Genomic DNA, 25,970 nt, shown 5'->3' on the forward strand with positions numbered 1-25,970 from the left:
TTTTACTCTCGGGTCTTATACTCTGGAGTTTTGTGAAATCGAGCCATCTATTCGGCTTGAACTGTGGCGCTGCCGCCAGCGTCATCCAGGTACAGGCTGACCAGCCGGATAAGTTCGCTCTGCACTATGGGGCTCGCCAACATGTTACGGCGCGCGGCATTGTGTATCACCCCGTCAATCGCATCGGAAATGATCAGCGCAGCGGTTTGATCGGTCCTGCGAGGCTGGTGGTTTCGATAGATAGCGACAGCCTCTGCATAGTAGCCGAGATATTCGATTTCGAATGCACTGTTGGGATTGCGATAGTCGTCCGAGCTCGGAGCTTCATCGAGCAATACCCTGTGAAGTCCGGGGTAGATGCTATGGGCGGCGATCATGGCGTGAACGAGGCTCGTTGCGAATTGCACGGGCGACAACCCTTTGGCTTTGAATTTCCGCATGACGGCGAGGCAGTCGTCGAGATGCCGCTGGCGGATGGCATCGACCAGAGAAAGCTTGTCCGGAAAATACTGGTATAGCGAGCCGATGCTCACGCCGGCCAAATCTGCGACCCTGTTGGTCGTGAACCCCGCCCATCCTTCATCGCTCAAAATGCGAGCGCCAGCCTGAAGGATCGTTTCGACCGTCGCGCGGGAACGGGCCTGTCGCGGCCGCTTGCGCATTACCGGCGGCTGCTTTGCAATGCGAGTAGACAAAGGACTCCCCTCGTACAGAATGTGAGTAATTTACTCACATTCCGAAAACTTGGAAGGGCCGTCCTCATGAGTACATTCCTGCAAAAACTTTACGCCTATCATGCTTGGGCCAATCATGACCTGTTCGACAAATTGGGGGCTTTGGATCAGGAGCAGCACAAGACCGAGCTGCACACCGCCTTGCGACTGATCAACCATTATTATGTCGTGGCTCGAATCTTTGCCGCACATCTAACCGGTTCGCAGCACGGTTATACTTCCGACAACACCGACGAGACGCCAACTCTGGGCGATCTGCGTGCGGCCGTAGCCTCTTCCGATCAGTGGTATCTCGATTATCTTCGCGGCAGCTCGTCCGAGACGCTGGCCGAGGCGGTCCCGTTCACCTTCACGGATGGCGACAAGGGCTATATGACCAGAGAAGAAATGCTGACCCATGTTGCCCTGCATGGCGGCTACCACCGGGGCGAGGTCGGACGGATGCTCTGGCAACTTTCCGTCACGCCGCCTTGGGACACCTTTGCCGTCTATCTTCACCAGAGCGAGCCGGCGCGGCGGCGGCAAGGTGGCTAGCAATCCATTTCGGCTTTAGAAACAGATCCGTGGGCTACGCATTCTGAGCGAATTCGGAGCCGGACCTCAAGCCGCCTTCGCCATCGCCATTTGCAGCAGCGCCTTGGCGGCACTTTCATCGGTGATCAGCGTATTGCAGCCGATGCGCTTGATGGTGGCGCTGATGGCGAGCGCGCGGTGGGCGCCGCCGGAGGCGATGACGATGTGCTTGGCTTTCTTCAGCGTGTCGAGGTCGACGGACATGACGCGCTTGTTGATCGGATGGTCGACGGAATTGCCCTCGGCATCGAGGAAATTGAACATGGTGTCGCAGACGCAGCCGGCTTCGATCAGCTGGTCCAGCTCGCGTTTCGAGATGAAGCCTTCCGACAGCGACGTGGAGTGCGGGCCGATGTCGCCGCAACTGACGATGGCGAGATCGAGGCTTTCGGCCAGCCGGTAGATCGCCTCCAGCCCGCATTTTTCGATAAGATTGCGCTTGGTCTCGATGGAATCGACCAGAAGCGGCGCCAGGAACATGTAGCATTCGGCGCCGAGCTGGCTCGCCAGCCGCCAGGTGTAGTCGATCGGGTTGGTCTGGTGGACGGCGACGATGCCGCCGAGCAGCGAGACCACCTTGCAATTGTCGCGATGAGGGGGACGGAAGCTGGCGAGCGAGGCCGTCATCGTCCGGCCCCAGCCGACGCCGATCGTATAGCTGTCCGGGATCGCTTCCGTCAGGAACTGGCCGAGCGCCAGGCCGACGCTTTTTGCCTGCGCGTTGACGTCGCCGCCGGCCGGTGCCGGAACGACGATCGCCTCGTCGAGCCCATAGGTGCGCTCCAGCTTGATCGCCAGCTCGACGCAATCGTCGATGCCCTCGTTGATCCAGATCTGCACCTCGCTGCGGCGCATCGCCTCGTCCAGCAGGCGGATGACGGTGGTGCGGCTGATGCCGAGCTGCTCGGCGACGTCCTTCTGCGTCAGGCCCTGATTGTAATAGAGCCAGGCGGCGCGCAGCCGCAAGGAAGCCGTCTCGGAATAGGCAGTGTGTGTCCCGCGTCTGAGTTTGGCCACAGGTCCTCCGGCAAGATGTACGCCCGCCCTTACATGAATGATCGCGAGCGGCAAAGGTTGCGGCGATCGGGCGGCGGCGGGCTGCAAGATCATAGAGATATTCTATGGCTTGAAACTTATGTCAATTGAAATGCACAAATGTCCTTGACTTTTCGCGGCGAGATTGATGATAGTCGCCTCAAGGAATTCGGTCTTTGTCCAAGCGAGGAGGACAATGTGCGAGCGCTGCGCCGTGGACGTGTCTGGCTGGACAGGGAGCCATATAGGGCGCTCTCGCCCGGAGAACAGCCTCTCCCCGGACAGTCGTCCCGTCATGGCGTCGACCGTAGGCCGGAAATGGAACTTTCGCGGTTTTTCTCCCGTTATCCAGTCAAAGGAGACGGTAGGGCGTAATGCGTCTGCGGTCTTCGTGTCGTCCATCAACCGGGCGGTATCGCCGGTCAACATCTCCCATCCAATGGGCTTCATTCAACAAGGATATGTATTATGACATCCAAGCTTGACCAACTCCGCGCCATCACCACGGTCGTGGCCGATACCGGCGACATCGAGGCGGTTGCCCGCCTGAAGCCGGTGGATTGCACCACCAACCCGACCATCGTGCTGAAGGCGCTCGGCACGCCGATGTTCGCCGACGCGATCAAGGAAGCCGTCGCCTGGGGCAAGAAGCAGGGTGGCACGCCGGATGCCGTTGCCGCCGCCGTCGCCGACCGTTTGGCGATCTCCGTCGGCGCCGCGCTGTCCGGCCTCGTTCCCGGCCGTGTCTCGACCGAAGTCGACGCCGACCTGTCCTTCGATACCGAAGCATCGCTCGCCAAGGCCCGCGCCATCATCGCCGCCTACAAGGAGCGTGGCATCGAGCGTGACCGTATCCTGATCAAGCTCGCTTCCACCTGGGAAGGCATCCGCGCCGCCGAAGTGCTGCAGAAGGAAGGCATCGACTGCAATCTGACGCTGCTCTTCAGCAAGGCCCAGGCGATTGCTTGCGCCGACGCCAAGGCATTCCTGATCTCGCCCTTCGTCGGCCGCATCCTCGACTGGTACAAGAAGTCGACGGGCAAGGACTACACGGCCGAGGAAGATCCGGGCGTCGTCTCGGTTCGCGACATCTATAACTACTACAAGGCCAACGACATCAAGACGATCGTCATGGGCGCCTCCTTCCGCAACACCGGCGAAATCGAAGCGCTGGCCGGCTGCGATCGCCTGACGATCAGCCCGAACCTGCTCGACGAACTCGCCAAGGACGAAGGCAAGCTGGAGCGCAAGCTTTCGCCGGATAACAAGACCGCCGTCGAGAAGATCGCCGTCGACGAGAAGACTTTCCGCTGGATGATGAACGAGGACGCGATGGCGACCGAGAAGCTCTCGGAAGGCATCCGCGCCTTCGCCAAGGACCTTGGCACGCTTCGCGCCATGGTCGGCAAGGAACTGCAGCTCGCTGCTGCCTGAGGCGAATTGGCGTCTCGATTTTGAAGAGGGGTGTCGCAGGGATGCGGCGCCCTTTTTTGATGATTGGGGCCAGGTCCGGCAAGTAGGCTTTTGCCTGCAGCCCGTCTCGTGCGTTGCCGGCCGTTCAGAGGGACCAAAGGCGCTTGGCGTTGAGCCGGTAGAGCCGGTCGCGCTCGTCGGTGCTCACCCCATGCATCAGCGCATGGGTGGCGGCGACCCAGGTGGAGAGATTGCCGCCTAGCGTGCAGACCGGCCAGTCACTGCCCCAGATGACGCGATCCCAGCCGAAGCGGGTGATGCAATGTTCGACGAAGGGGCGCAGCGTTTCGGGCGTCCAGCTGTCGGGATCGGCATAGGCGACGACGCCGGAAATCTTGACGATGACGTTCGGCCGCTTGGCGATCTCCGTTATGCCCGCGGACCAGACTTCGCTGAGCTGTTTCTGGATGGCGGGCACACCGCAATGGTCGAGAATGAACCGGACGTCGGGATTGAGGTCGGCGAGCGCGATTGCCTTGGATATCTGGTGCGGCAGCACGCAAAGATCGAAGGTAAGGTGCGTATTGCCGAGCCGCTTGATGTTCTCGCGAAACAGCGCACTCTCGGAGACATCATCCGGCACGACATGCAGGACGCGTCGGAACCCCTTGACGAAGGGGTTGGCGAGCACGCGCTCGAGATAGGCGGGGAAGCCGGCATCCTCCGGCCGACAGGCGGCGATGGCGCCGCGCAGCAGGCTGCCGGGCTGCCGGCTCAAGCCTTTGACATAGGCCGTCTCCCGCTCGATCTCGTTTTCGGCGACATCCACCTCCATGTGCAGCACATCGGTAATGCCGAGGCGGCGCGCTTCACGGGCATAGTCCTCGTAGAGACTGTCGCGATTGAGGGCGCCAGCCCCTTCCAGCCAGGGATAGGTCAGCTCTTTGCGGTCGACAATGTGCAGATGGCTGTCGAAAAGCATGGTGATCCTCCCAGACCTGCTTGCTCAACATATACTCACATAAGAATAGTTTATTCAAAAAGAAATTATAGTTCGGCCCTGTCGACCGTGCCGACCACGGTTTCCGAAATCTGCCTTGCCGCGTCCCGCACATGGCCGATGACCTGATCATAGGTCGGTGCGTTGCGATTGACCGGCTGGATATAGGGGCAGGTGAGCGCGGCCAGCGCGTTGCCGTCCATCGCCAGGATCGGCGCGGAGATGTTGCGCACGCCGTTGGTCTGCAGGCTGTCCATGGTCTCGAAGCCCTTGTCGCGGATCATTCGCAGCCGGTCATCGAGATCGGCCGGCGGTCTGTCGTCGTCCTGCTCCTGCTGCCGGCGCTGCTCGTTGATCATCATCTGGCGCTGCTTCTCGTCGCGGAAGGCAAGCAGGATATGGCCCGACCCCGTGTTGAACAGGTGGATCTGAGCACCGACGCGGATCGAGATGCCCCAATAGGTCGGCGAATCCTGCTGGGCGATGACCACGACCGAACCGCGATCGAAGATCGCCAGATGGCAGGCCTGCTCCGCGCGGTTGGAAAATTCGCGCATCAGCGGCGTGGCGAAGGACACCAGCCGACGCACCGGCGCGTGGTAATGCGCGAGGCCGAAGAGCTTCAGCGTCAGGTAGAAGCGGTCGCCGTCCTGCCGCTGCACGTAGCCGCGCCGGACGAGGCGGTCGAGCATGCGGTAGAATTCGTTCGGGCTCTTGCCGAGCGCCTTGGCGATTTCCGCCTGCGTCAACCCGCCATCGATGCGTGCTAGTAGTTCCAGAATATCGAGACCCTTGTCCAGCGCCGGGGCGCGATATCGGTCGCTGTCGTCTTCTGCGGTCATGGTTGGCCTCGGAACGGAAAATGCATTCCGTCATTCATATGTGAATAAAAGCGTTTTGCAAGCATCCCGGATCGCGGCTTGACGATTAATAAATAATCTATTTGTATATGAGCTATCAATCCAGCCCGGTCCATTCGGACGCCATGGCGCTCGATTTGCCGCAACTCGCGTGCCACGCTGGAGGGTTCCTCCGTGTGGTCGCGGCATGGTGGCTACATGACGTTCAAAGCGAGGTACCGGAGATGATTAGCGATGGACTGCGCACCGCAGAGCGGCATACAGTCCTCGTCGACAAACTCAACCGGCGCTTCGCGCAGTCGTTCGAAGGCTAGGGCGGAACGGCCCTAGCTGTCTGTTTTTGCTTGTTCTTATCCGTGGATCGGCTCGGGCCGCTCGGGATCGGAAACAAGCCATGGAGGAAGGATCAGGATTATGGGTCACGGATTGGAAGGCAAGAAGGTCGTCATTACGGCGGCCGGTCAGGGCATCGGCCGGGCGACGGCCGAACGTTTCATCTCGCTCGGCGCGCATGTCTATGCCACCGATATCAACGAGCAGACGCTATCGACGCTGGACGGCGCCAGCAAGCATGTTCTGGACGTGCTCGACAGTGCTGCGGTCAAGGCTTACGCCAGCGAGATCGGCCCGATCGACGTGCTCTTCAATTGCGCCGGCTTCGTGCATGCCGGCACCATCCTCGACTGCGAGGAGAAGGACTGGGATTTCTCCTTCAACCTCAATGCCAAGGCGATGTACACCACCTGCCGCACCTTCCTGCCGGGCATGCTGGAAAAGGGAAAGGGCTCGATCGTCAACATGGCCTCTGTCGCCTCCAGCGTGAAGGGCGTGCCGAACCGTTTCGCCTATTGCGCCTCCAAGGCCGCCGTGATCGGGCTGACCAAGTCGATCGCCGCCGATTTCGTTGCCAAGGGCATCCGCGCCAACGCCATTTGCCCCGGCACCGTCGACAGCCCCTCGCTGCATGATCGCCTGCGCGCCACCGGCAATTATGAAAAGGCGATGGCCGATTTCATCGCGCGCCAGCCGATGGGCCGCATCGCCAATGCCGAAGAGATCGCCGCACTGGTGACCTATCTGGCCGGCGACGAGGCGGGTTTCACCACCGGCCAAATCCACGTCATCGACGGCGGCTGGACGGGCTGAAGCCGCATTTTTGCAGTCGGAGGCTTCGTGTTGCGAGGCCTCCTTTTATTTGCCACTCTCGTTTGCGAATCGGTTTGCGACGGGCGATTTGCGATCGGGAGAGCGGCATGGATGCGAACGGACTTTTGCATCGTTCCAGAGGCTTGGTGCTGCTGCGTAAGCATCAGGTGATCTTGATCGCCACCATTATCGGCGTGGCGGTTTTTCTGCTTGTGACATCGCGGGCCCTGAATGCGAGCAATTTGCTCATCGCCTGGGATGCGACCGCCGTCACCTATATCGTGTTCAGCCTCTATCGCATGCTGACGGCCGATGCGCGCCTGATTCGCAAGCGTTCCGCCGACCTTGATTTCTCCGATGTGCTGCTGCTGTTCCTGTCGAGCGCGGCGGCGGTCGCCAGCATCGGCGGCATCCTCCTGGATCTGCTTGGTATCAAAGATGCGCCGCCCGAGGTCGCATTTTTCCGCTTGGGGATGGCGATCGTGACGATCATGATCTCCTGGGTGTTTCTGCATACGATGTTCACCATCCACTATGCGCACCGCTTCTATGGCGGTCCGGGCAAGGGGGAGGGATTGGTGTTTGCCGCGCCGGTGGAGGAGCCGATTTACTGGGATTTCCTCTATTTCTCCTTCACCATCGGCGTCGCCTCCCAGACCGCCGATATCGGCGTCTCCTCCATCAGCATGCGCAAGCTGGTGCTGTTGCATTCCATCCTGTCGTTCCTGTTCAACACGACGATCCTGGCTATGGCCATTAATGTCGGGGCGAGCCTGATATAGCTCGCCCTCCGGAAATATACTGGAGGTGCTACAGCACCGCGTTGCCGGCCATGACCGCCAGGATCAGGAATACGAGGAAGACGATGAGGAAGATGGCGAACAGCACGCGGGCAATCGTCGCCGTCGCGGCCGAGACGCCCGAGAAGCCGAAAAAGCCGGCGATCAGGGAAATCACGAAGAATATAATGGCCCACTTCAACATTTGAAAATCTCCTCTGCGTTGCAATTGATAAGACGCATTAAATGGGAGATTGTTCCGTCGCCGTTTTGGTTAGCGCTGATTCCGCGGTACTAAGAGCGAGGTCAAGTGCTGCCTACGCCGCACCAGCCGGCCCTTCGTATGGCTCACGGCGTTCGGCGCTGCAATCGACCCGCTGGATCGATTGCTTCGGCTGCGCCAAACTGCGCCTCATCCATGATTGATCATCACATGCCGCACCGCGGTATAGTCTTCGATCGCGTAGACCGACATGTCCTTGCCATAGCCGGATTGCTTCAGGCCGCCATGCGGCATCTCGTTGACCAGCATGAAGTGGGTGTTGATCCATGTGCAGCCATATTGCAGCCGGGCGGCGGTCTGCATGCCGCGGCTGATATCCTTCGTCCAGACGGAGGAGGCGAGGCCGTAGTCGCTATCATTGGCCCAGGCGACGGCATCGTCGGCATTGGTGAAGCGGGTGACGGAGACGACAGGGCCGAAGACCTCGCGGCGGACGATCTCATCGTCCTGTGTCGCGCCGGCAACGATGGTCGGGGCGTAGAAGAAGCCGCGTTCGCCCGAGATCTTGCCGCCGGTGGTGATTTCCATGTGCTTGTGTTCGGCGGCACGGGTGACGAAGCTTTCGACACGGTCGCGCTGGCGCTTGGAGATCAGCGGCCCGATTTCGTTTTCGGTGTCGTCGGCGAGATTGAACTTGATGCTGGAGACGGCGGAGGTGAGGTCGGCGACGAAATTGTCGTAGACCTTGGCGTCCGCATAGATGCGGCAGGCGGCGGTGCAGTCCTGGCCGGCATTGTAATAGCCGAAGGTACGGATGCCGGCGACGACGGCGTCGATATCGGCATCGTCGAAGACGATGACGGGGGCCTTGCCGCCGAGCTCGAGATGTGTGCGCTTCACCGTCTTGGCGGCGGCCTGCAATACTTTCTTGCCGGTGGCGACATCGCCGGTGATCGAGACCATGCCGATCTTGGGGTGGTTGATCAAAGCATTGCCGACGCTCTCGCCACGGCCGAGGATGACGTTGACCACGCCTTCGGGCAGCATGTCCGCCAGCAGTTTCGCCATCTTCAGCGCCGTCAGCGGTGTCTGTTCCGAGGGCTTGAAGACGACGGTGTTGCCGCCGGCAATGGCCGGCGCCAATTTCCATGCCATCATCATCAGCGGATAGTTCCACGGCGCGATGGAGCCGACGATACCGATCGGGTCGCGGCGGATCATCGAGGTATGGCCGGGCAGATATTCGCCGGCGACGGGGCCATGCAGGTTGCGCACCGCACCGGCAAAGAAACGGTAGCAATCGACGATCGCCGGGATTTCATCATTGAGGACGGCGTTGATCGGTTTGCCGCAGTTCAAGGCTTCCAGCGCTGCGAAACCCTCGGCGTCTTTCTCGATCGCGTCGGCGATCTTGAGGAGATAGGCCGAGCGTTGGCTGGGTGTCGTCTGCGACCAACTGGTAAAGGCTTTTTCGGCGGCATCGACGGCGGCGTCGATCTGGCCGAGCGATGCCTCTGGCAGGTTGAGCACCGTCTCGCCGGTCTTCGGGTTGAGGATATGCTCCTCCGTCTCCGTGCCGGCCTCGAAGCGGGAACCGATCAGCATTTGGGTGTCCATCTTTATCTCCCTTTATTTGCCACCGCCGGCGATCTGGTCGCCGTCGCGGGTAAGATAATAGGCTGCCAGGATCGGCAGGAAGGTGACGAGTACCACGACCATGGCGACGACGTTGGTGACGGGGCGCTGACGTGGGCGAATGAGCTCCTGCAGCATCCAGATCGGCAAGGTCATCTGCTGGCCGCCGGTGAAGGTGGTGACGATGACTTCGTCGAAGGAGAGCGCGAAGGCGAGCATGCCGCCGGCAAGCAGCGCCGTGCCGATATTCGGCAGGATGACATGGCGGAAGGTCTGGAAGCCGTCGGCGCCGAGATCCATCGAGGCCTCGATCAGCGAGCCGGAGGTACGGCGGAAGCGGGCAACGGCGTTGTTATAGACCACGACGACGCAGAAGGTGGCATGGCCGAGGATGATGGTCCAGACCGAGAAGGGAATGTCGAACAGGCTGAAGGCGGAGCGCAGCGCGATACCGGTGATGATGCCGGGCAGCGCGATCGGCAGGATCACCAGCAGCGAGATCGCCTCGCGGCCGAAGAATTTCGTCTGGCTGACGGCGGCGGCGCAGAGCGTGCCGAGCACCAGGGCGATGGCGGTGGCGATGGTTGCCACCTGCACCGACAGCGCCAGCGACGACCAGACATCCGGCCGGTTCCAGGCAATGCCGAACCATTGCAGCGTGAGGCCCGGCGGCGGCCATTGATAGCTCTTTTCCTCCGTCGTGAAGGCGTAGACGAAGATCAGCAGGATCGGCAGGTGCAGGAAGAGCAGACCGCCGGCGGCCGCAATCTTCAGAGGCAGGGAGGCGCGTTGGCCACGATCAGAGCGCATCGAAAGCTCCCTGTTTCCTGGCGATCCAGAGATAGATGGCCATGATGACGATCGGTACGACCGAGAAGGCGGCGGCGAGCGGCACGTTGCCGGCCGTGCCCTGCTGCGCATAGACGGCCTGGCCGATGAAGAGGCGCGACGAGCCGATGATCTGCGGGATGATGTAGTCGCCGAGCGTCAGCGAGAAGGTAAAGATGGAGCCGGCGACGACACCTGGCAGCGCCAGCGGCAGCAGCACGGTGCGGAATGTCTGGTTCGGCGTGGCGCCGAGGTCGGAGGAGGCTTCGAGCAAGTTTGCCGGGACGCGCTCAAGTGCTGCCTGCGTCGGCAGGATCATATAGGGCAGCCAGATATAGACGAAGACGAGGAAGGTGCCGATATAGCTCACCGACAGCGAATTGCCGCCGACAATGGGCAAAGCGAGCACGCCGTCGAGCAGCCAGCTCAGATGCAGCCTGTCGAAGATCCAGGTGAGGATGCCTTCCTTGGCGAGGATCAGCTTCCAGGCATAGACCTTGACCAGATAGCTCGACCAGAGCGGCAACATGACGCCGAGATAGAACAGCGCCTTCCATTTTCCCTTGGCATAGCGGGCCGCATAATAGGCGATCGGGAAGGCGACGCAAGCAGAGGCGACGGTCACCAGCGCCGCCATGACGATGGTGCGGAGGATGATGTCGAAATTGGCGGAATTCAACAGCTGTGCGTAGGTCGCGCGCGTGAATTCGTAGTTCACCATCCCGGAGAAGTCGTCGATCGAGAAGAAGCTCTGCAGCAGCAGTGCGATCAGCGAGCCGATATAGACGATGCCGAGCCAGAGCAGCGGCGGCGTCAGCATCAGGAACAGCAAGAGTTTCGGGTGGCGCCAGAAGAGATCCGAAAGCCGGCCGAAGAAACCGCCACGGCTCGGAAGGATCGAGGCGGGCGCAGGCGCGGCCGTGGTGATGCTTGCCATCGTCATGCCGCGTCGTCCATGTAATGTACGTCGCCGGGCGCCCAGGCGAGGCGGATCGACGCGCCGGCTTCCGGGATCGGCTGGCCGGCCGGCACGGTGACGTGCAGCCGCGTGCCATGGGCTTCGACGGAGAGGCGGGTGGCGGCGCCAAGGAAGCTGGTCGCCCGCACGATGGCGGCAAGGCCGGCGCTGTCGCCTAGACGGATGGCCTCGGGGCGCAGGCTCGCCCAGCGCCGCTCGCCGCCGAGCGCCGACATGGTCTCGGGGGCGATGACGTTCGAGGAGCCGACGAAATCGGCGACGAAACGGGTCTTCGGCCGCTGATAGATATCGTGCGGCGTGCCTTCCTGCACGATCCTGCCATTGTTGAAGACGGCGACGCGGTCGGCCATGGACAGCGCCTCGCCCTGGTCGTGAGTGACGAAGACGAAGGTGATGCCGAGCGCCCGCTGCAGGCTCTTCAGCTCCTCCTGCATCTGTTCGCGCAATTTCAGGTCCAGCGCGCCGAGCGGTTCGTCGAGCAGCAGCACCTTCGGCTTGTTGACGAGGGCACGGGCGAGCGCCACGCGCTGGCGCTGGCCGCCGGAGAGCTGGCCGGGGCGGCGGGCGCCATAGCCCGGCAGTTGCACCAGCTCCAATGCCTGTTCGGCAGCCTTCAACCTCTCGGTCTTGCCGATGCCCTTGACCATCAGCCCGTAGGCGACGTTGTCAAGGATGTTGAGATGCGGGAACAGGGCGTAGTCCTGAAAGACCGTGTTGACGTTGCGCCGATAGGGCGGCACGCCTTCGGCGGTCTCGCCGAAAATCTCGATATGGCCGCCTGTGGGCTGCTCGAAGCCGGCGATCAGGCGGAGGCAGGTGGTCTTGCCGGAACCGGAAGGCCCGAGCATCGCAAAGAATTCACCGGGCGCGATCTCCAGATCGACGCGGTCGACGGCGCGGACCTGGCCGAAATGGCGCGATACCTGCTGGAAACGGACGGCGGTCATTGGGTTGCTCCGGATTTTGTTTACTCCTTCTCCCCAACGGGGAGAAGGTGCCCGTCAGGGCGGATGAGGGGGCGAGGAGCGCAGCGACGAGGGCTTTGAGCGGCAAGCGAAAGGCAACTCTTCCTATGCCGAGCCACCCCTCATCCGACCCTTCGGGCCACCTTCTCCCCGAGGGGAGAAGGAATGACCTCCGTGTGCGTTACCGTCCCCCGATCACGCCGATATAGTCGGAGACCCAGCGGTGATAGGGCACGCATTCGCTCTGCGTCGTGCACTTGGCGACCGGCGTCTTCCAGAACTTGATCTTGTCGAAGTGATCGTAGCCGTTGGTGGCGCAACCGCTGTCGGTCAAGAGTTCATTGCCTTTGCAGGCTGCCGGAACGGAGGGCACGGCACCGAACCAGGCGGCGGCATCGCCCTGAACCTTGGCCTGCAGCGAGTGTTCCATCCACATATAGGCGCAGTTGGGATGCTCGCTGTCGGCGTGCAGCATGGTGGTGTCGGCCCATCCGGTTGCGCCTTCCTCGGGGAAGGTCGAGGCGATCTTCTGCTTGTCGGCCTGCAGCAGGTTCACCTGGAAGGGCCAGGAGCCGGAAGCGACGACACCTTCGTTCTTGAAGTCGTCGGTCTGGATCATGGCATCGTGCCAGTAACGGCTGACGAGCTTGCGCTGGCCGCGCAGCAGCTCGATCGCGGCCTTGTATTGGTCTTCGTTGAGTTCGTAGGGATCCTTGATGCCGAGTTCGGGCTTGTGGGCCATGAGATAAAGGGCCGCGTCGGCAATATAGATCGGCCCGTCATAGGCCTGTACGCGGCCCTTGTTGGACTTGCCGTCCGGCAGCGCCATCTCCTCGAAGACGACGTTCCAGCTCTTCGGCGCCTGATCCTTGAAGGCGTCGGTATTGTACATCAGCACGTTCGGCCCCCAGAGATAGGGCACGCCGTAATGGACGCCGTTGACGGTATTCCAGGGCGCATTCTTCAGGCGCTCGTCGAGGGTCTTCCAGCTGGGGATCAGGTCGGTGTTGATCGGCTGGACGCGCTTGCCGGCGACGAGGCGCAGCGAGGCGTCGCCGGAGGCGGTGACGAGGTCGAAGCCGCCTTCATTCATCAGCGCCACCATCTCGTCGGAGGTGGCGGCGGTCTTGACGCTGACCTTGCAGCCGGTTTCCTTCTCGAAGCCGGTCACCCAGTCGTAATTCTTGTCGGTTTCGCCGCGCTCGATATAGCCGGCCCAGGCAACGATGCTGACGGCGCCTTCGCCCTTGCCGAGCGCCTTCAGCGGCTCGGCGGCGATGACCTGCGTGGCGAAGCTTAGGCATGCGAGTGCAGCAGTGCACGATTTCAGCAGATGCTTCATCGGAGTCTCCCGGTTCTGAGCCAGTTGCCAGTATCTGGCGTTTTGTTCCCGGAGAAAAAGGTGACGCGATTTTGCCGTATTCGCAAATTCATTTATCAGAAAGTCGATATCGGAAATTCCGATTCCTAGCTGTGTGTGCGTGAGAGATCGAGAGCCTCCGGCCCCAGGTTTCCGGTCCTCATGAGATGTTGCAGCGTGTAGGAGATGGAAAGGGCATCATCGAGTGCGTCATGACCTTTGAGCGGCGGATGCTGCACGCCATAGTAGTGGGAAAGCTTGTTGCTTGGCGTCTTTGCCAGATCCTCGACCGGCATTCCTGCCGCGAGCAGCAGCTTGACGGCATTGTCGAAACGATGCGCTGGGATTGAGGGCTGGATACCGGCGACATAGCAGCTGATCGCCATCATGTTCAGCTCGTCCTTGCCCCAGGACCAGAGGCGGGCACCGTCCGAGAAACGATCCAGGCCGGCAATGGCGTCTTGCAGGGCTATTCCCTTCACCTTGATGTTTTCTTCGGTGATTCCAGTCAATGCGGTGAAGAACGGATCGAGCGCATATTGCTCGCCGAACCGATCGATCGGGCGAATATAGGCTTTGTAGCTGTCCAGGATCGCGAAATCGCCTTCAAGGCTGAGCTTGACGGCCCCGACTTGTGCGATGACCGGATCGGGATCATGCGCGGCACACCAGAACCGGCGCTGTGACCCTTCGAGGCAAAGAAATTCGCAGTCGAATATGATTGCACTCTTCATAACTAACCCTCCATTGCAGCAATCTTCGATTGCAGTCCGCCAGCCGGATCGGAAGGGCACTGCCTGCTACCTCTGCCGCCCCGAGCGCATGCTTTCGGCCACGCCGACGAAATCGCGAGCGGCCTGCGGCAGGCTGGAGCCCTTGCGCCAGACCATGCCGACCTGCACCACCGGCAGCGAGCCGGAGACGTCGCGGCTTTCGATGCGGTCGCCTTCCAGCGACCAGGGGCGGTAGACGAGATCCGGCAGCAGCGCCACGCCGGCGCCGGTGGCGACCAGGCTGCGCACCGCCTCGACCGAGCGGGTGCGGAAGGCGACATGCGGGCGGGCGCCGAGCGCTGTCAGCAGCTTGCCGGTATTCTCCTCGATTTCGTCGATGGTCAGCATGATCAGCGGCTCGCGGCTGATGTCGGCGACACTGATGATATCGGCGGAGACCAGCGGATGGCCCATGGGTAGCCAGAGCCGGTAGGGGGAGGTTTCGAGGATCTCCGCCTGCAGGGCCATGCGGTCGCGCAGGTTGGAGATCACCATGACGGCGACGTCGAGCTCTCCGCCGACCAGAAGATGCTCCAGATAGCCGCCATTGTCCTCGATGGCGCTGACCTCGACGCCGGGGCAGGCGCGGCGATAGCGCGCCAGCAGGTCGGAGAGCACATAGCCGGCGACCAGCGAGGTGACACCGATGTTCAAGGTGCCGCCGGCGGCATTCTGCTGGCCGGAAAAGCTGGTGCGCGCGTCGGAAACCGTCGCCAGGATCTTCGTCGCGTGACGCAGGAACTGATGGCCATTATGGGTGATGGTAAGCCCGCGCGGATGGCGATCGAACAGTTCGACGCCAAGGTCGCTTTCCAGCTCCTTCAGGGCTTCGGTGACCGAGGATTGCGAGATCGACAGGTTCTGTGCGGCGCGGGTGATGGAGCCCTGCTCGGCCACGGCGACGAAATATTGAAGCTGTCTCAAGGTGAAGGCCATGAGGTCGTTAGAGCATGGTCGCGCTGGGCATGGCAAGCATCGGTATCGGCCTGAAAGGCCTGGACCTTTTTTGGTAATAAATGCGCGGGCAAAAAAAGTTTCACCTCTCCTTTAAGCATTCCGAAACGCCACATCTCTAACGTGAGGACTGTTCACCTTGTCGCGTTGGAGTGCTCTATGCTGGAGCAGTTGGCGTGAGCGCCTTACTGCATATGCTCCGGTCACCCCGGAAGCTTGTCATCATCGTCGCCGGCGCGGCCTCTCTGATAGGCTCTTCCGGCGCGTTCGCGCTTTATATGGGCAAGGACAGGCTCCTCGGTTTCGTTGCGGCTTCGCCGAACGGACTGGCCTGCCGGGACGTCAGCCTGGTGACCATCCGCAAGGAGAATCGATTCTGGGTGCGCAAATACATCCGCACCGAACCGACGGACGGCCTGACACGCGTTAAGACGGCGCTCAGGGTCGCGAAGGCCGTCTATGCGGAGCAGAAGCCGGATCTCGTTCAGGTGGTGGTTCTCGATGCGAACGGCCCGACCTTGCGCTCCGACATTCGCGGCCGGGCGCTTGGCGCCGATGTCGTCTATGTGCCCCACCCGGAAAAGATCGCCGGCGGCGTTGCCGAGGCGCCGGTGACGGCGCGCTATTACAATGGCGGCGCGAGCGCGCAGGGCCTGTTCTTCGGCGAACAGGTCAACATGCTGCCCGAGGATATCGATACGGCGCTGGCGGCCCTGAAGGATTATACCGACTGCGACAATGCGCTGACGGCCGGAAATGATGCGCGCGGCAGCGCCAAGGCGGAAAAACTGAAGGCAGCCGTCGCCGCCGAGGAAAAGGCGACCGCACAGGAGCCCAAGGAGCATAGGGTTCCCGAGCCGGCCTCGACCGGCAATGTGCCGGCCGGCTATGACAAGAATGGCGAATTCATCGGCGCGGACGCCAGCGACGGGAAGGAGCCGCCATCGCCAGGCCTGGATCCGACCATGACGGGAGCCAGCAACCGGCGATCACCGGTGACGAACTGATCCCGGCACCATCTTTTTTTGACGGCGAGGAACAGCAATCCTCAATCGGCCAGATGCTTCTCGCCGATCGCCTGATAGAGCGCGAAGAGGGCCTCGTGCACCTCGCCGGCGAGGCGGTAGAACTCCGGATTGGCAAGGATCGCCGGGTGTTGCAGCAGCTGATCGTCGGTCATGTCGAGCATCAGCGATGCGGTGTGCATCGCCTCGTGGCAACCGAATGTTCCCGGCGCGTATTGCGACAGGTCGATGTCGCCGATCTCTGCAAGATCGGCCAGTCTCTGTCGTTCGTTGTCGGCGTCCGTGGTCATGGTCTCTTCCTCGCTTGTGTCTTGCGCCCCGGATGTCCGGACGGCGAAGCCGCCTCAATCGGCCTTGGCGCGCCGTGCCGGGAACAGGATGATATCGCGGATCGATGGCGAGTTGGTCAGAAGCATGATGAGGCGATCGACACCGATGCCGAGACCACCTGCCGGCGGCATGCCCTGATCGATGGCGTCGAGGAATTCCTCGTCCAGTTCCTTCTGCTTCTCGCCGCGGGCATGCGCCTGCTCGAGCTGCTCGACCATGCGGGCGCGCTGCTCTTCCGGATCGTTGAGTTCCGAGAAGGCATTGCCGAGTTCCCAGGCGTTGCAATAGGTCTCGAAGCGCTCGACGAGGCGCGGCTCGCCCGGTACTTCCTTGGCGAAGGGCGAGATGTCCTTCGGGAAATGCGTGACGTGGGCGGGCTGGATCAGCGTGCCCTCGACCTTCTCTTCGAAGATGAAGGCCAGGCATTCGCCCCAGGTCGCGTCCTTCTCGACGGCGAAGCCGGCGGCCTTGGCGGCGGCGCGGGCTTCCTCGTCGGTCTTGATCGCCAGGAAGTCGATGCCGGTCGCTTCCTTGACGGCGTCGGGCATCGGTACGCGGCGGAACGGACCCTTGAAGGAGATCTGCTTGTCACCGAAGGCGAATTCCGTGCTGCCATGGATCGACATGGCGAGCGTCGAGAACAGCCGCTCGACGAGGTCCATCATGTCCTCGTAGTCGGCATAGGCCCAATAACACTCCATCATCGTGAATTCGGGATTGTGCCGGGTGGAGACGCCTTCGTTGCGGAAGTTGCGGTTGATTTCGAAGACCTTGTCGGCAAGCGCCGACACCAGCGTCCGCTTCAGGAACAGTTCCGGCGCGATGCGCAGGTACATGTCGAGCTTCAGCGTATTGTGATGCGTCTTGAACGGTTCGGCGGTGGCGCCACCATAGACCGAATGCAGCATCGGCGTCTCGACTTCCATGAAGCCGTCATTTTCCATGAAGCGGCGGATGCCGGAGACGATGCGGCTGCGCTGCTGGAAGCGGAGCTTGGATTCCTCATTGGTCATGATGTCGAGATGGCGCTTGCGGTAGCGCAGCTCGATGTCGGACAGGCCATGCCACTTCTCAGGCATCGGCAGCAGCGACTTGGTCAGCATGGTGATCTGCTGGGCGTTGATCGTCAGCTCGCCGCGCTTGGTGCGGCGCACGACGCCGGTGACGCCGATGATGTCGCCGAGGTCGATCATCGGCAGGAGGGCACGGGCCTCTTCGCCGGTCACGTCCTTGTGGCTGAAGATCTGGATCTTGGCCGAAGCGTCATGGATATCCATGAACATGCCGGAATTGCGCGAGGAATAGACGCGGCCGGCAACGGTAACGACATCGCCGGTCTCGGTATCCGGCTCCAGGCCCTCATATTTCGCGGCCAGTTCGGCATTGGTCAGCGTCCGGTGGAAATGTGCCGGATAGACGTCGCCGATCTGCTCGCGCAGCAGCTTCAGCTTCTGGCGGCGGACTTCCGTTGCGTCGGAGGAGAGGGCGGATGCTTCGGTCTTGTCGTTCATGGTTTTAAAGTCCGGTTCAATTCTTCGGGCCGACGAGGGTCGCAACGGTCTGGGCGGCCAGTTTCAGCCGCTGGCGGACGACGGAGCGGCCGAGGATCGCCATGCTATCGAAAAGCGGCAGCGAGCGCGAGGAGCCCGAAACCGCGACAAAGAGCGGGGCGACGATCACCTTCAGCTTCTTGCCCATGCGGTCGGCGATGGCGCGCAACTCGGCCTCGATCGTCTCGACATTCCATTCGAGGATCTTTTCGAGGTCCGGCTGCACGGTGTTCAGGATCTCCAGCAGCTCTTCCGGCGTCGACTTGATCTTGGCGAAAGCGGCGGGATCGAGGTTGAGGTCGGACTTGAACAGGAAGCCGGCGAGATCGGGCAGTTCGCCGAGCTTGGTGATGCGCGACTGCGACAGTTTCAGGCCGGCCTTCAGCCGATCGTTTTCCATCGCCCAGCTCAGAACTCGCTGCTGGAACTCCTCTTCCGACAGTTTCTCGCGGAGCCAACGGCCGTTCAGCCAGTCGAGCTTCTGGATGTCGAAGATCGCGCCGGCCTTGGAGAGGTTTTCCGGGTCGAACTTCGCAGCAAGCTCGTCCATGGTCAGCAGCTCTTCACCTTCGGCGATCTGGATGAAGAACAGGCCGAGGAAGTTCATCAGCGCCTCGGGGAGATAGCCGAGCGCGGTATAATAGGAGATCGAGGTCGGGTTCTTGCGCTTCGACAGCTTCGACTTGTCGGCATTGCGCATCAGCGACAGATGCATGAACTGCGGCGCGTCCCATCCGAGATATTGATAGATCAGGATGTGCTTCGGCACCGATGCGAGCCATTCTTCGCCGCGCGCGACATGGGTGATCTTCATCAGGTGGTCGTCGACGACGTTGGCCATGTGATAGGTCGGCATGCCATCGGCCTTGAGCAGGACCTGCATGTCGACCGCATCCCACGGGATTTCGACATCGCCATAGACGCCGTCATGGAACTTGCAGGAGCCTTCGGTCGGGATCTTCATGCGCACGACATGCGGCTCGCCGGCGGCGACGCGCGTCGAGACTTCCTCGGCCGAAAGGTTCAAACAGTGGCCGTCATATTTCGGCGGCAGACCGGCGGCGCGCTGCGCCTCGCGCATCTTTTCCAGGCGCTCGGGCGTGCAGAAACAGCGGAAGCCGTGACCGGCCGTCACGATCTGTTCGACGTAAGGCTTGTAGATGTCCTTGCGGTCGCTCTGGCGATAGGGGCCGTAGGGGCCGCCGATGTCGGGACCTTCCGACCATTTCAGGCCGCACCATTTCAGCGCGTCGAGCACCTTGGTCTCGAATTCCGGGGTCGAGCGCGTCGCGTCGGTATCCTCGATGCGCAGGATGAACTCGCCGCCGTGCTTCTTGGCGAAGAGATAGTTGAACAGCGCGATATAGGCGGTGCCGACATGGGGCTCGCCGGTGGGAGAGGGTGCGATGCGGACGCGAACGCCGGAAGTGCTCATCTTGTTTGCCCGTCAGAAAAAGCCAGGCCGCTGCTTGGGATAAGCGCTGCCCGGCTGGAAATGTTTATCTGGATCAGGAAACTGGCCGGAAAAGGGCGTCTTGCGCTTCAATTCCGCGTTTTCCGTTTGGCTGGCCTTAGGCCATATTCAATGGATGACGTCAAGGGAAACTGCGTGATGACATGGAGCGGAGGCCGGCACGAGGCCGGTCACCGCTTTTGGAAATGTGCAAAATGGAGAGGCGCATGCGTCAATTTCCATTTGCAATTTTTACGATAGTGGCAGAATAGGACCTTAATTCACCAGTGGAGCAAGCGATGAAGAAATTCATTTTGAGCTTTTTGTTCGCGGGAGCGATGATCTGCCCGGCTGCCGCGCAGTCGACGATCACGCGCGATGGTTCGGCCCGTCTTCTTGAGAGTTACAAGGCCTATATCGGCTCCGACGACCTCTATAATTCCAAGGGAGAGCGGCTGACGGTGCCGTGGCAGATCATCCGGCAGGATCGCGCCAACTACCATGCCTACAGACGCCGCGACCGGGGCGACCAGGGCGACAGCTTCTTTTCGGACCCCGCCAACCGCCAGCGTCTGGAAGCGATGCTCGCGGGCGGCACCATCAGCGACGATGCCGCAAACTATATCGTTCGCGGCAATGTCTGGATCACGGTCGATATTTACGGTCGGGGCGACGTCGGCGAATGGGTCGACGTCCACGTTCAGGAGTAAGGGGCGCCGCACCCTCAGGCGGGTGCGGGCCGGTTGCTCAATGGCCGCCGGCGGCCCTCTTTCGTCTGTTGCGCGCCAGCATGTTCAGCACCTCGACCAGGGCCGAGAAGGCCATGGCGGCGTAGACGTAGCCCTTGGGAACATGGAAGCCCATGCCTTCGGCGATCAGCGTCGTGCCGATCATCAGTAGGAAGGCCAGCGCCAGCATGACGATGGTCGGGTTCTTCTCGATGAAGTTGGCAAGCGGCGTGGCGGCCACCAGCATGACCGTGACGGCGGCGATGACGGCGACGAACATGATCGGCAGGTGCGGTGTCATGCCGACGGCGGTGATGATGCTGTCGATCGAGAAAACCAGATCGAGCAGCAGGATCTGGCCGATGGCCGAGGCGAAAGTCGACGTGGTCGACTTGGCGATGAAGTCCTCGCCATGTTCGGCGGGATCGACATTGTGGTGAATTTCCTTGGTCGCCTTCCAGACGAGGAAGAGACCGCCGCCGATCAGGATCATGTCCTTCCAGGAGAAGCCCTGGCCGAAGAGTTCGAAGACCGGCTGCGTGAGCTGCACGATCCAGGCAACGGTGCCGAGCAAAGCGAGGCGCATGATGAGCGCGAGGCCGATGCCGATCTTGCGGGCCTTCTCACGGTGTTCGGGCGGCAGCTTGTTGGTCAGGATCGAGATGAAGATGAGGTTGTCGATACCGAGGACCACCTCCATGACGACGAGCGTGACGAGCGCGACCCATGCGCTCGGGTCCTGCAGCAAGCCTACAATATCCATAAACGATTTCCCTCTGGCCAGCGTCGCCGACGCTGACCCCCAGCTCCGGCTCTCTCATGATGGTCGGTAATGTAAGGAGCGAAATCGCCGGTGCAAGCGGCGCCACCATTTTCACGGCGGTGCCCGCAGCCTCATGCCTTCAGGGGTATCCAGATTTCCGTCACGCCCATGCCGGTACGCGGATCGAAGCGATCGTCGTAGCGTTCCATCATGTCGGGGGTGCCGCCGTGCTGGTGGCCGGATTGCGGCAGCCACTCGCCGAAGATCTGCTGCACGGTAGCGGAGATGCCGGAAATATGGCCGCGATGGGTGAAGACGGCATAGCGCTGTGCCGGCAGTTGCAGGGTGGTGAAATCCTCCGGCAAGTTGTCGGCACTGCCGATCTCGGCGGCGGACATATAGCGGAAGCTTTCGGTCGAACCCGGTTCCTGGGTACAGACCCCGTAGGCAACGTTGCCGATCTGATCCGGGATGAAGCCGAAATGCTGGTTGAACCGCTGCCATAGGGAGGGAATTCCCTGTGTGGCTTCATGGGCATAGGTTTCCGCAAGGCCGGCAAGCAGCATTGCGGCGCGGGTCTCGAAACGCGGCGCGTCGAGTTTGGGAAGGCGGTTATCGTCCATTCTGATAGGCTCCAGCAAAACAAGGTTTCGGACGTGCCCCTGTTTGCGCAAGCTATCCGGCGTCATGCCGAACTGCTCGCGAAAGGCACGGGTGAATGCCTCGTGCGAGCCGTAGCCCGCGTCGAGGGCAACCTGGAGAATGGTCGATGAGCCGTCGATCAATGCGAGAGCGGCCCGGCTGAGGCGCCGGCCCCTGATATAGCCGCTGATCGAGTGGCCGGTGATCAGTCCGAAGACGCGCGAGAGATGGTAGCGCGACAGGCCGGCCGTGTCGGCGATCTCGTCCAGCGAGATATCCGATGCGAAATGGCTTTCGATGAACCATATCGCTCTTGCGATCGCACTCATGCTTTACTCCCTGGTTGCCGGCTCATTCCTAGACGCCGGCCGGGCGGGAGATTTGATCGCAATTGCGGGATTGGAATTCAAGCGGCCGGCGGCGATCCGTCAGGCAGGGGCTTACGGCTGGGTGCCGTAGGCTTTCATGAAGACGCGCAGGGCGCCGCGCACGACATAATCGATCTCCTCCTTGGCGGGAGGCGCTTCCAGGTCGCCGAACAGCCTCAGCTTGAAATAGCCGCCGCCGGCCATTTCCAGGAACTGACGCGCGGCCATGTCGAAATCCTCGATCTCGACGCGGCCCAATGCGGCCTGGCGCTGGAGAAAGTCGCGCAGGACGGTGCGCAGGTTCTCCGGGCCCTTGAAGAAGCCCTGACAGAGGGACGGCATGCGTTCGCGCACGCCGATGACGGTGCGCATGGCGTTGATGGTCTTGTCGGAGGTAATATGGGTCACGAACACCATGCCGCATTCGTAGAGGCTGGCCGTCACATCGGCGTCATCCGCCAGCGCCGTGCGGATGTTCGCGACGAAATGCGCGCGCTCGTTGTCGATCATCGCGGAGAACAGGTCTTCCTTGTTCGCGAAATAGACGTAGAGCGTGCCTTTCGAGACACCGGCCTCGCGGGTGACGTCGTTCATGCTTGCGGCATCGAAGCCCATTTTCATGAAGACACGCTTGGCGCCGTCCATAATCTGCTGGCGCTTGGCCGGATCTTCGCCGGCGGCGAAGCGTCCGCCCGAAGCGGGTGCGTTCAGGACAGCGGCAGTTTGCGATTCGTCTTTCATCGGCTCCTTCACTCGATCACTTTTTGAGAATCTTAATCAGATTCCCGAATTAAATCGAACCGGGCGGTTCGATACCACTTGATATGGATAGAAAAAGGCTCTATGTCAACTGAACCGAACCGTTCAGTTCGATTTATTCTACCCAGATTTTCCGGTGGTAAGGCAATGTCGTCAAGTCATGGTAACAACGTAGCGCGCATCGTCAACGATTCCGCTGATGCCGAAGTGGATGTGCGGGGGGTCGGCGGAGCCGCCGAAGCGCCTTCCGCCGAGACGCGCGGCAATCCAGCCCCCGCCCAGGCTGCGCCTGCATCTCCGGCACAGGTGGCCCCACCGCCGGCCGAGAAGAAGCGGCGCAGCCTGGTCTTGCCGATCATCATCGTTGCGGCGCTCGTCGGCGGCGGCTGGTACGGCTATGACTGGTGGACGACCGGCCGCTTCATGGTCTCCACCGACGATGCCTATATCGGCGGCGATATCGCCATCATCCAGCCGAAGGTCACCGGCTACGTCGCCAAGGTGAATGTCGTCGCCAACCAGCAGGTCAAGGCCGGCGACGTGCTCGCCGTGCTCGACGATGGCGACTACAAGCTGGCGCTGGAACAGGCGCAGGCCTCGCTCGACACCGAACAGCTTTCGCTGCACACGATCGACGCGCAGATTGCCGCCGCGCAAGCGACGCTTGCGCAGTCGCAGGCCCAGAAGGTCGCCCTTGAGGCGACGGTGCGCGGCGCGCAGATCACCCAGACCCGCGCCGCCGAGCTGCAGGCCAAGTCGGTCGGCACCACGGCCTCGCTCGACAGCGCCAATATCGCGCTCGACCAGGCCAAGGCGAACCTCGTCGGCGGCGATGCCGCCATCGCCTCGGCACAGGCCAACATCAACCTGCTGCAGGCCCAGCGCCGCCAGGCCGAAAGCACGATCAAGGGCCTCGAGGCCGCTCGCGACAAGGCTGCGCGCGACCTTTCCTTCACCGTCCTGAAGGCGCCCTATGACGGCATCGTCGGCAACCGCTCGGTCCAGGAAGGCGATCTCGTGTCGCCCGGCCAGAAGCTGATGGCGCTGGTTCCGACCCGGCAGCTCTACATCGATGCCAATTTCAAGGAAACGCAGATCCAGCATCTGGTTCCCGGCTCGAAGGTGAAGGTCCATGTCGACGCCTTTAGCGACGATCCGATCGTCGGCACCGTCGAATCGATCTCGCCGGCCTCCGGCTCGGTCTTCTCGCTGCTGCCGCCGGAGAACGCGACGGGCAACTTCACCAAGATCATCCAGCGCGTGCCGGTTCGCATCGCTCTGCCGCAGGACGCACTCGATACCGGTCGTCTGCGCGCCGGCCTGAGCGTCGTTGTCGACGTCGACACCCGCACGGCGCCGAACAAGTAAGAGATCAAGCTCGGGAGAGACGCGCCATGTCGTCCGCCAGCACTACAGCCGGGTCGCCCCCTCGTGCGGCCGGCCCCGCCGCGCCGCCCGCGGCAGACCACATCGATACGAAAAAGCTCATCGCCTTCCTGGCGATGGTGCTTGGCATGTTCATGTCGATCCTCGACATCCAGATCGTGTCCGCCTCGCTCAGCGAAATTCAGGCCGGCCTGAGCGCCGGCTCGGATGAAATCGGCTGGGTGCAGACGGCCTATCTGATTGCCGAAGTCATCATGATCCCGCTGTCGGGAACGCTGGCGCGCATCATCTCGACGCGCTATCTCTTCGCGATCTCGGCCGCCGGCTTCACCGCGGCGAGCGCGCTGGCGGCGACCGCCACCAACATTGACCAGATGATCATCTACCGCGCGATCCAGGGTTTCATCGGCGGCGGCATGATCCCCTCGGTCTTCGCGGCCGCCTTCACCATCTTCCCGCCGTCGAAGCGCAACGTCGTTTCGCCGATCATCGGCCTGATCGCCACGCTGGCGCCGACCATCGGCCCGACCGTCGGCGGCTATCTCTCCAACGCCTTCTCCTGGCACTGGCTGTTCCTGGTCAATATCCCGCCGGGCATCGTCGTCGCCATCGTCACCTGGAACTTCATCGATTTCGACAAGCCCGAGCTGTCGCTGATGAAGAAGTTCGACTGGTGGGGCCTATTTTCGATGGGCGTCTTCCTCGGCGCGCTGGAATATGTGCTGGAAGAGGGCAACACCAACGACTGGTTCAATGACAATTACATCGTGGCGGGCGCCATCGCTTCCGCCGTCGGCGCGATCGTCTTCTTCTATCGCGCCTTCACCGTGGAGTTCCCGGTGGTGGACCTCAGGGCCTTCACCAACAAGAATTTCTCCTTCGGCTCGATGTTCTCCTTTGTCATGGGGATCGGTCTTTATGGCCTGACTTATATCTATCCGCTCTATCTCGCCCGTATTCGCGGCTATGATTCCCTGCAGATCGGCGAGACGATGTTCGTTTCGGGTCTGGCGATGTTCTTCACCGCGCCGCTTGCCGGCATGCTGTCGAACAAGGTCGACCTGCGCATCCTGATGATCATCGGTTTCACCAGCTTTTCGGCCGGCACCTATATCATGATGCACCTGACGGCGGACTGGGATTTCTACGAGCTGATGATCCCGCAGATCCTGCGCGGTTTCGGGCTGATGCTGTGCATGGTGCCGATCAACAATATCGCGCTCGGAACCATGCCGCCCGCCCGCATGCGCGGCGCCTCCGGCCTGTTCAACCTGACGCGCAACCTCGGCGGCGCGGTTGGCCTTGCCATCATCAACACGCTGCTGACGAACCGGCAGGACCACCACTATTTCCACCTGCGCGACAATATCCAATGGGGCAACCAGGCGGCCGTCAGCCAGCTGAACAACATGGCGACCAGCTTCAGCGCCTCGGGGCTGGACGGCACGCAGGCCGCGTTGAAACAGATGGTCAACATGACGACGCAGCAGGCGGTGATCCTGTCCTTCAGCGATATCTTCCTGATGCTGACCATCCTGTTCCTGGCGATGATCCTTGGCGTGCTGATGCTGAGCAAGCCGAATGCCACGGGCGGCGGCGGTGGCGGCGGCCACTGAACATTGACCTATCCTCTTGCGACAAAAGGGCTTCCCACGACGGGAAGCCCTTTTTCGTTATGGCGGTGGACAGGAAAATTCTTAGAGCCTTTC

The 25,970-nt window shown here is 61.6% G+C and carries 26 protein-coding genes; 8 read left to right on the forward strand and 18 right to left on the reverse strand.

Annotation, left to right across the window (positions count from 1 at the left end; all coding sequences use genetic code 11):
* Positions 1-47 precede the first annotated feature (47 nt).
* Positions 48-662: a TetR/AcrR family transcriptional regulator gene (locus FHX11_RS19570; protein ID WP_184360641.1), complete on the reverse strand. Its 615-nt coding sequence runs from the start codon at positions 660-662 to the stop codon at positions 48-50.
* Positions 663-761: 99 nt separating this feature from the next.
* Between FHX11_RS19570 and FHX11_RS19575 the strand changes: the two genes are divergently transcribed.
* A complete protein-coding gene (locus FHX11_RS19575; protein ID WP_184359660.1) occupies positions 762-1,268 on the forward strand; it encodes a DinB family protein in 507 nt (168 codons plus the stop codon).
* Positions 1,269-1,334: 66 nt separating this feature from the next.
* Here FHX11_RS19575 and FHX11_RS19580 read toward each other — a convergent pair whose 3' ends face one another.
* Positions 1,335-2,324, reverse strand: a complete 990-nt coding sequence (locus tag FHX11_RS19580) for a sugar-binding transcriptional regulator (protein ID WP_184359662.1) — start codon at positions 2,322-2,324, stop codon at positions 1,335-1,337.
* Between the two features lie 486 nt (positions 2,325-2,810).
* On the opposite strand from FHX11_RS19580, the gene tal reads away from it, so the two are divergent.
* Positions 2,811-3,776, forward strand: a complete 966-nt coding sequence (gene tal / locus FHX11_RS19585; RefSeq protein WP_184359664.1) for a transaldolase — start codon at positions 2,811-2,813, stop codon at positions 3,774-3,776.
* 124 nt (positions 3,777-3,900) lie between these two features.
* Here the strand turns inward: tal and FHX11_RS19590 are convergent, their stop codons facing one another.
* Both FHX11_RS19590 and FHX11_RS19595 read right to left on the reverse strand, forming a co-directional pair.
* Positions 3,901-4,737, reverse strand: coding sequence for an amidohydrolase (locus FHX11_RS19590; RefSeq protein ID WP_184359666.1), 837 nt, complete (start codon positions 4,735-4,737; stop codon positions 3,901-3,903).
* Between the two features lie 65 nt (positions 4,738-4,802).
* Complete coding sequence (locus FHX11_RS19595; RefSeq protein ID WP_184359668.1) at positions 4,803-5,597, reverse strand: IclR family transcriptional regulator; 795 nt, start codon at positions 5,595-5,597, stop codon at positions 4,803-4,805.
* 432 nt (positions 5,598-6,029) lie between these two features.
* Here FHX11_RS19595 and FHX11_RS19600 point away from each other — a divergent pair, with 432 nt between their 5' ends.
* Together FHX11_RS19600 and FHX11_RS19605 are read left to right on the forward strand one after the other, a co-directional pair.
* Positions 6,030-6,761 (forward strand): SDR family oxidoreductase, encoded by a 732-nt coding sequence (locus tag FHX11_RS19600; RefSeq protein WP_184359670.1) that lies wholly within the window; start codon positions 6,030-6,032, stop codon positions 6,759-6,761.
* A gap of 107 nt (positions 6,762-6,868) precedes the next feature.
* Complete coding sequence (locus tag FHX11_RS19605) at positions 6,869-7,543, forward strand: DUF1345 domain-containing protein (RefSeq protein ID WP_184359672.1); 675 nt, start codon at positions 6,869-6,871, stop codon at positions 7,541-7,543.
* Positions 7,544-7,571: 28 nt separating this feature from the next.
* Here the strand turns inward: FHX11_RS19605 and FHX11_RS19610 are convergent, their stop codons facing one another.
* The 8 genes from FHX11_RS19610 to FHX11_RS19645 all read right to left on the reverse strand — a co-directional run bounded on the left by FHX11_RS19610 (position 7,572) and on the right by FHX11_RS19645 (position 15,239).
* The gene (locus FHX11_RS19610; protein ID WP_007700677.1) at positions 7,572-7,745 is read right to left on the reverse strand and encodes a DUF1328 domain-containing protein; all 174 of its coding nucleotides are present in this window, start codon (positions 7,743-7,745) and stop codon (positions 7,572-7,574) included.
* A 207-nt stretch (positions 7,746-7,952) separates the two neighbouring features.
* Positions 7,953-9,380, reverse strand: coding sequence for a gamma-aminobutyraldehyde dehydrogenase (locus FHX11_RS19615; RefSeq protein ID WP_184359674.1), 1,428 nt, complete (start codon positions 9,378-9,380; stop codon positions 7,953-7,955).
* Positions 9,381-9,392: 12 nt separating this feature from the next.
* Complete coding sequence (locus tag FHX11_RS19620) at positions 9,393-10,208, reverse strand: ABC transporter permease (protein ID WP_184359676.1); 816 nt, start codon at positions 10,206-10,208, stop codon at positions 9,393-9,395.
* Positions 10,198-11,169 (reverse strand): ABC transporter permease, encoded by a 972-nt coding sequence (locus FHX11_RS19625; RefSeq protein ID WP_184359678.1) that lies wholly within the window; start codon positions 11,167-11,169, stop codon positions 10,198-10,200. Before FHX11_RS19625 ends, FHX11_RS19620 begins: the two co-directional genes overlap by 11 nt.
* The gene (locus FHX11_RS19630) at positions 11,166-12,152 is read right to left on the reverse strand and encodes an ABC transporter ATP-binding protein (RefSeq protein WP_184359681.1); all 987 of its coding nucleotides are present in this window, start codon (positions 12,150-12,152) and stop codon (positions 11,166-11,168) included. The genes FHX11_RS19625 and FHX11_RS19630 overlap by 4 nt, the downstream gene beginning before the upstream one ends.
* Before the next feature lie 199 nt (positions 12,153-12,351).
* A complete protein-coding gene (locus FHX11_RS19635) occupies positions 12,352-13,512 on the reverse strand; it encodes an ABC transporter substrate-binding protein (RefSeq protein WP_184359683.1) in 1,161 nt (386 codons plus the stop codon).
* A gap of 125 nt (positions 13,513-13,637) precedes the next feature.
* Positions 13,638-14,264, reverse strand: coding sequence for a 3'-5' exonuclease (locus tag FHX11_RS19640; RefSeq protein WP_184359685.1), 627 nt, complete (start codon positions 14,262-14,264; stop codon positions 13,638-13,640).
* 66 nt (positions 14,265-14,330) lie between these two features.
* Positions 14,331-15,239 carry a LysR substrate-binding domain-containing protein gene (locus FHX11_RS19645; protein ID WP_184359687.1) on the reverse strand — a complete coding sequence of 303 codons (909 nt, stop codon included), beginning with the start codon at positions 15,237-15,239 and terminating at the stop codon, positions 14,331-14,333.
* A 194-nt stretch (positions 15,240-15,433) separates the two neighbouring features.
* Between FHX11_RS19645 and FHX11_RS19650 the strand changes: the two genes are divergently transcribed.
* Positions 15,434-16,264, forward strand: coding sequence for a hypothetical protein (locus tag FHX11_RS19650; protein ID WP_184359689.1), 831 nt, complete (start codon positions 15,434-15,436; stop codon positions 16,262-16,264).
* Between the two features lie 41 nt (positions 16,265-16,305).
* On the opposite strand, the gene FHX11_RS19655 is transcribed toward FHX11_RS19650, so the two are convergent.
* From FHX11_RS19655 to gltX, 3 genes are read right to left on the reverse strand one after another with little or no spacing between them, the layout of a single operon-like run.
* Positions 16,306-16,572: a hypothetical protein gene (locus FHX11_RS19655; protein ID WP_184359691.1), complete on the reverse strand. Its 267-nt coding sequence runs from the start codon at positions 16,570-16,572 to the stop codon at positions 16,306-16,308.
* A 54-nt stretch (positions 16,573-16,626) separates the two neighbouring features.
* On the reverse strand, positions 16,627-18,123 hold the full coding sequence (lysS, locus tag FHX11_RS19660; protein ID WP_184359693.1) for a lysine--tRNA ligase: 1,497 nt from the start codon (positions 18,121-18,123) through the stop codon (positions 16,627-16,629).
* A gap of 16 nt (positions 18,124-18,139) precedes the next feature.
* A complete protein-coding gene (gene gltX, locus FHX11_RS19665; protein WP_184359695.1) occupies positions 18,140-19,597 on the reverse strand; it encodes a glutamate--tRNA ligase in 1,458 nt (485 codons plus the stop codon).
* Positions 19,598-19,914: 317 nt separating this feature from the next.
* Here gltX and FHX11_RS19670 point away from each other — a divergent pair, with 317 nt between their 5' ends.
* A complete protein-coding gene (locus FHX11_RS19670; RefSeq protein ID WP_184359697.1) occupies positions 19,915-20,325 on the forward strand; it encodes a hypothetical protein in 411 nt (136 codons plus the stop codon).
* A 37-nt stretch (positions 20,326-20,362) separates the two neighbouring features.
* Here the strand turns inward: FHX11_RS19670 and FHX11_RS19675 are convergent, their stop codons facing one another.
* From FHX11_RS19675 to FHX11_RS19685, 3 genes are all read right to left on the reverse strand, one after another.
* On the reverse strand, positions 20,363-21,106 hold the full coding sequence (locus FHX11_RS19675; RefSeq protein ID WP_184359699.1) for a TerC family protein: 744 nt from the start codon (positions 21,104-21,106) through the stop codon (positions 20,363-20,365).
* A 131-nt stretch (positions 21,107-21,237) separates the two neighbouring features.
* Positions 21,238-22,077, reverse strand: coding sequence for a GyrI-like domain-containing protein (locus FHX11_RS19680; protein ID WP_184359701.1), 840 nt, complete (start codon positions 22,075-22,077; stop codon positions 21,238-21,240).
* A gap of 111 nt (positions 22,078-22,188) precedes the next feature.
* Positions 22,189-22,857: a TetR/AcrR family transcriptional regulator gene (locus FHX11_RS19685; RefSeq protein ID WP_184359703.1), complete on the reverse strand. Its 669-nt coding sequence runs from the start codon at positions 22,855-22,857 to the stop codon at positions 22,189-22,191.
* A gap of 165 nt (positions 22,858-23,022) precedes the next feature.
* Between FHX11_RS19685 and FHX11_RS19690 the strand changes: the two genes are divergently transcribed.
* Together FHX11_RS19690 and FHX11_RS19695 are read left to right on the forward strand one after the other, a co-directional pair.
* The gene (locus tag FHX11_RS19690) at positions 23,023-24,243 is read left to right on the forward strand and encodes an HlyD family secretion protein (RefSeq protein WP_184359705.1); all 1,221 of its coding nucleotides are present in this window, start codon (positions 23,023-23,025) and stop codon (positions 24,241-24,243) included.
* A 26-nt stretch (positions 24,244-24,269) separates the two neighbouring features.
* Complete coding sequence (locus FHX11_RS19695) at positions 24,270-25,877, forward strand: DHA2 family efflux MFS transporter permease subunit (protein WP_184359707.1); 1,608 nt, start codon at positions 24,270-24,272, stop codon at positions 25,875-25,877.
* The last annotated feature ends 93 nt before the right edge of the window (positions 25,878-25,970 follow it).

Origin of the sequence: Rhizobium sp. BK602, assembly GCF_014195095.1 — a bacterium.
Classification (GTDB): domain Bacteria; phylum Pseudomonadota; class Alphaproteobacteria; order Rhizobiales; family Rhizobiaceae; genus Rhizobium.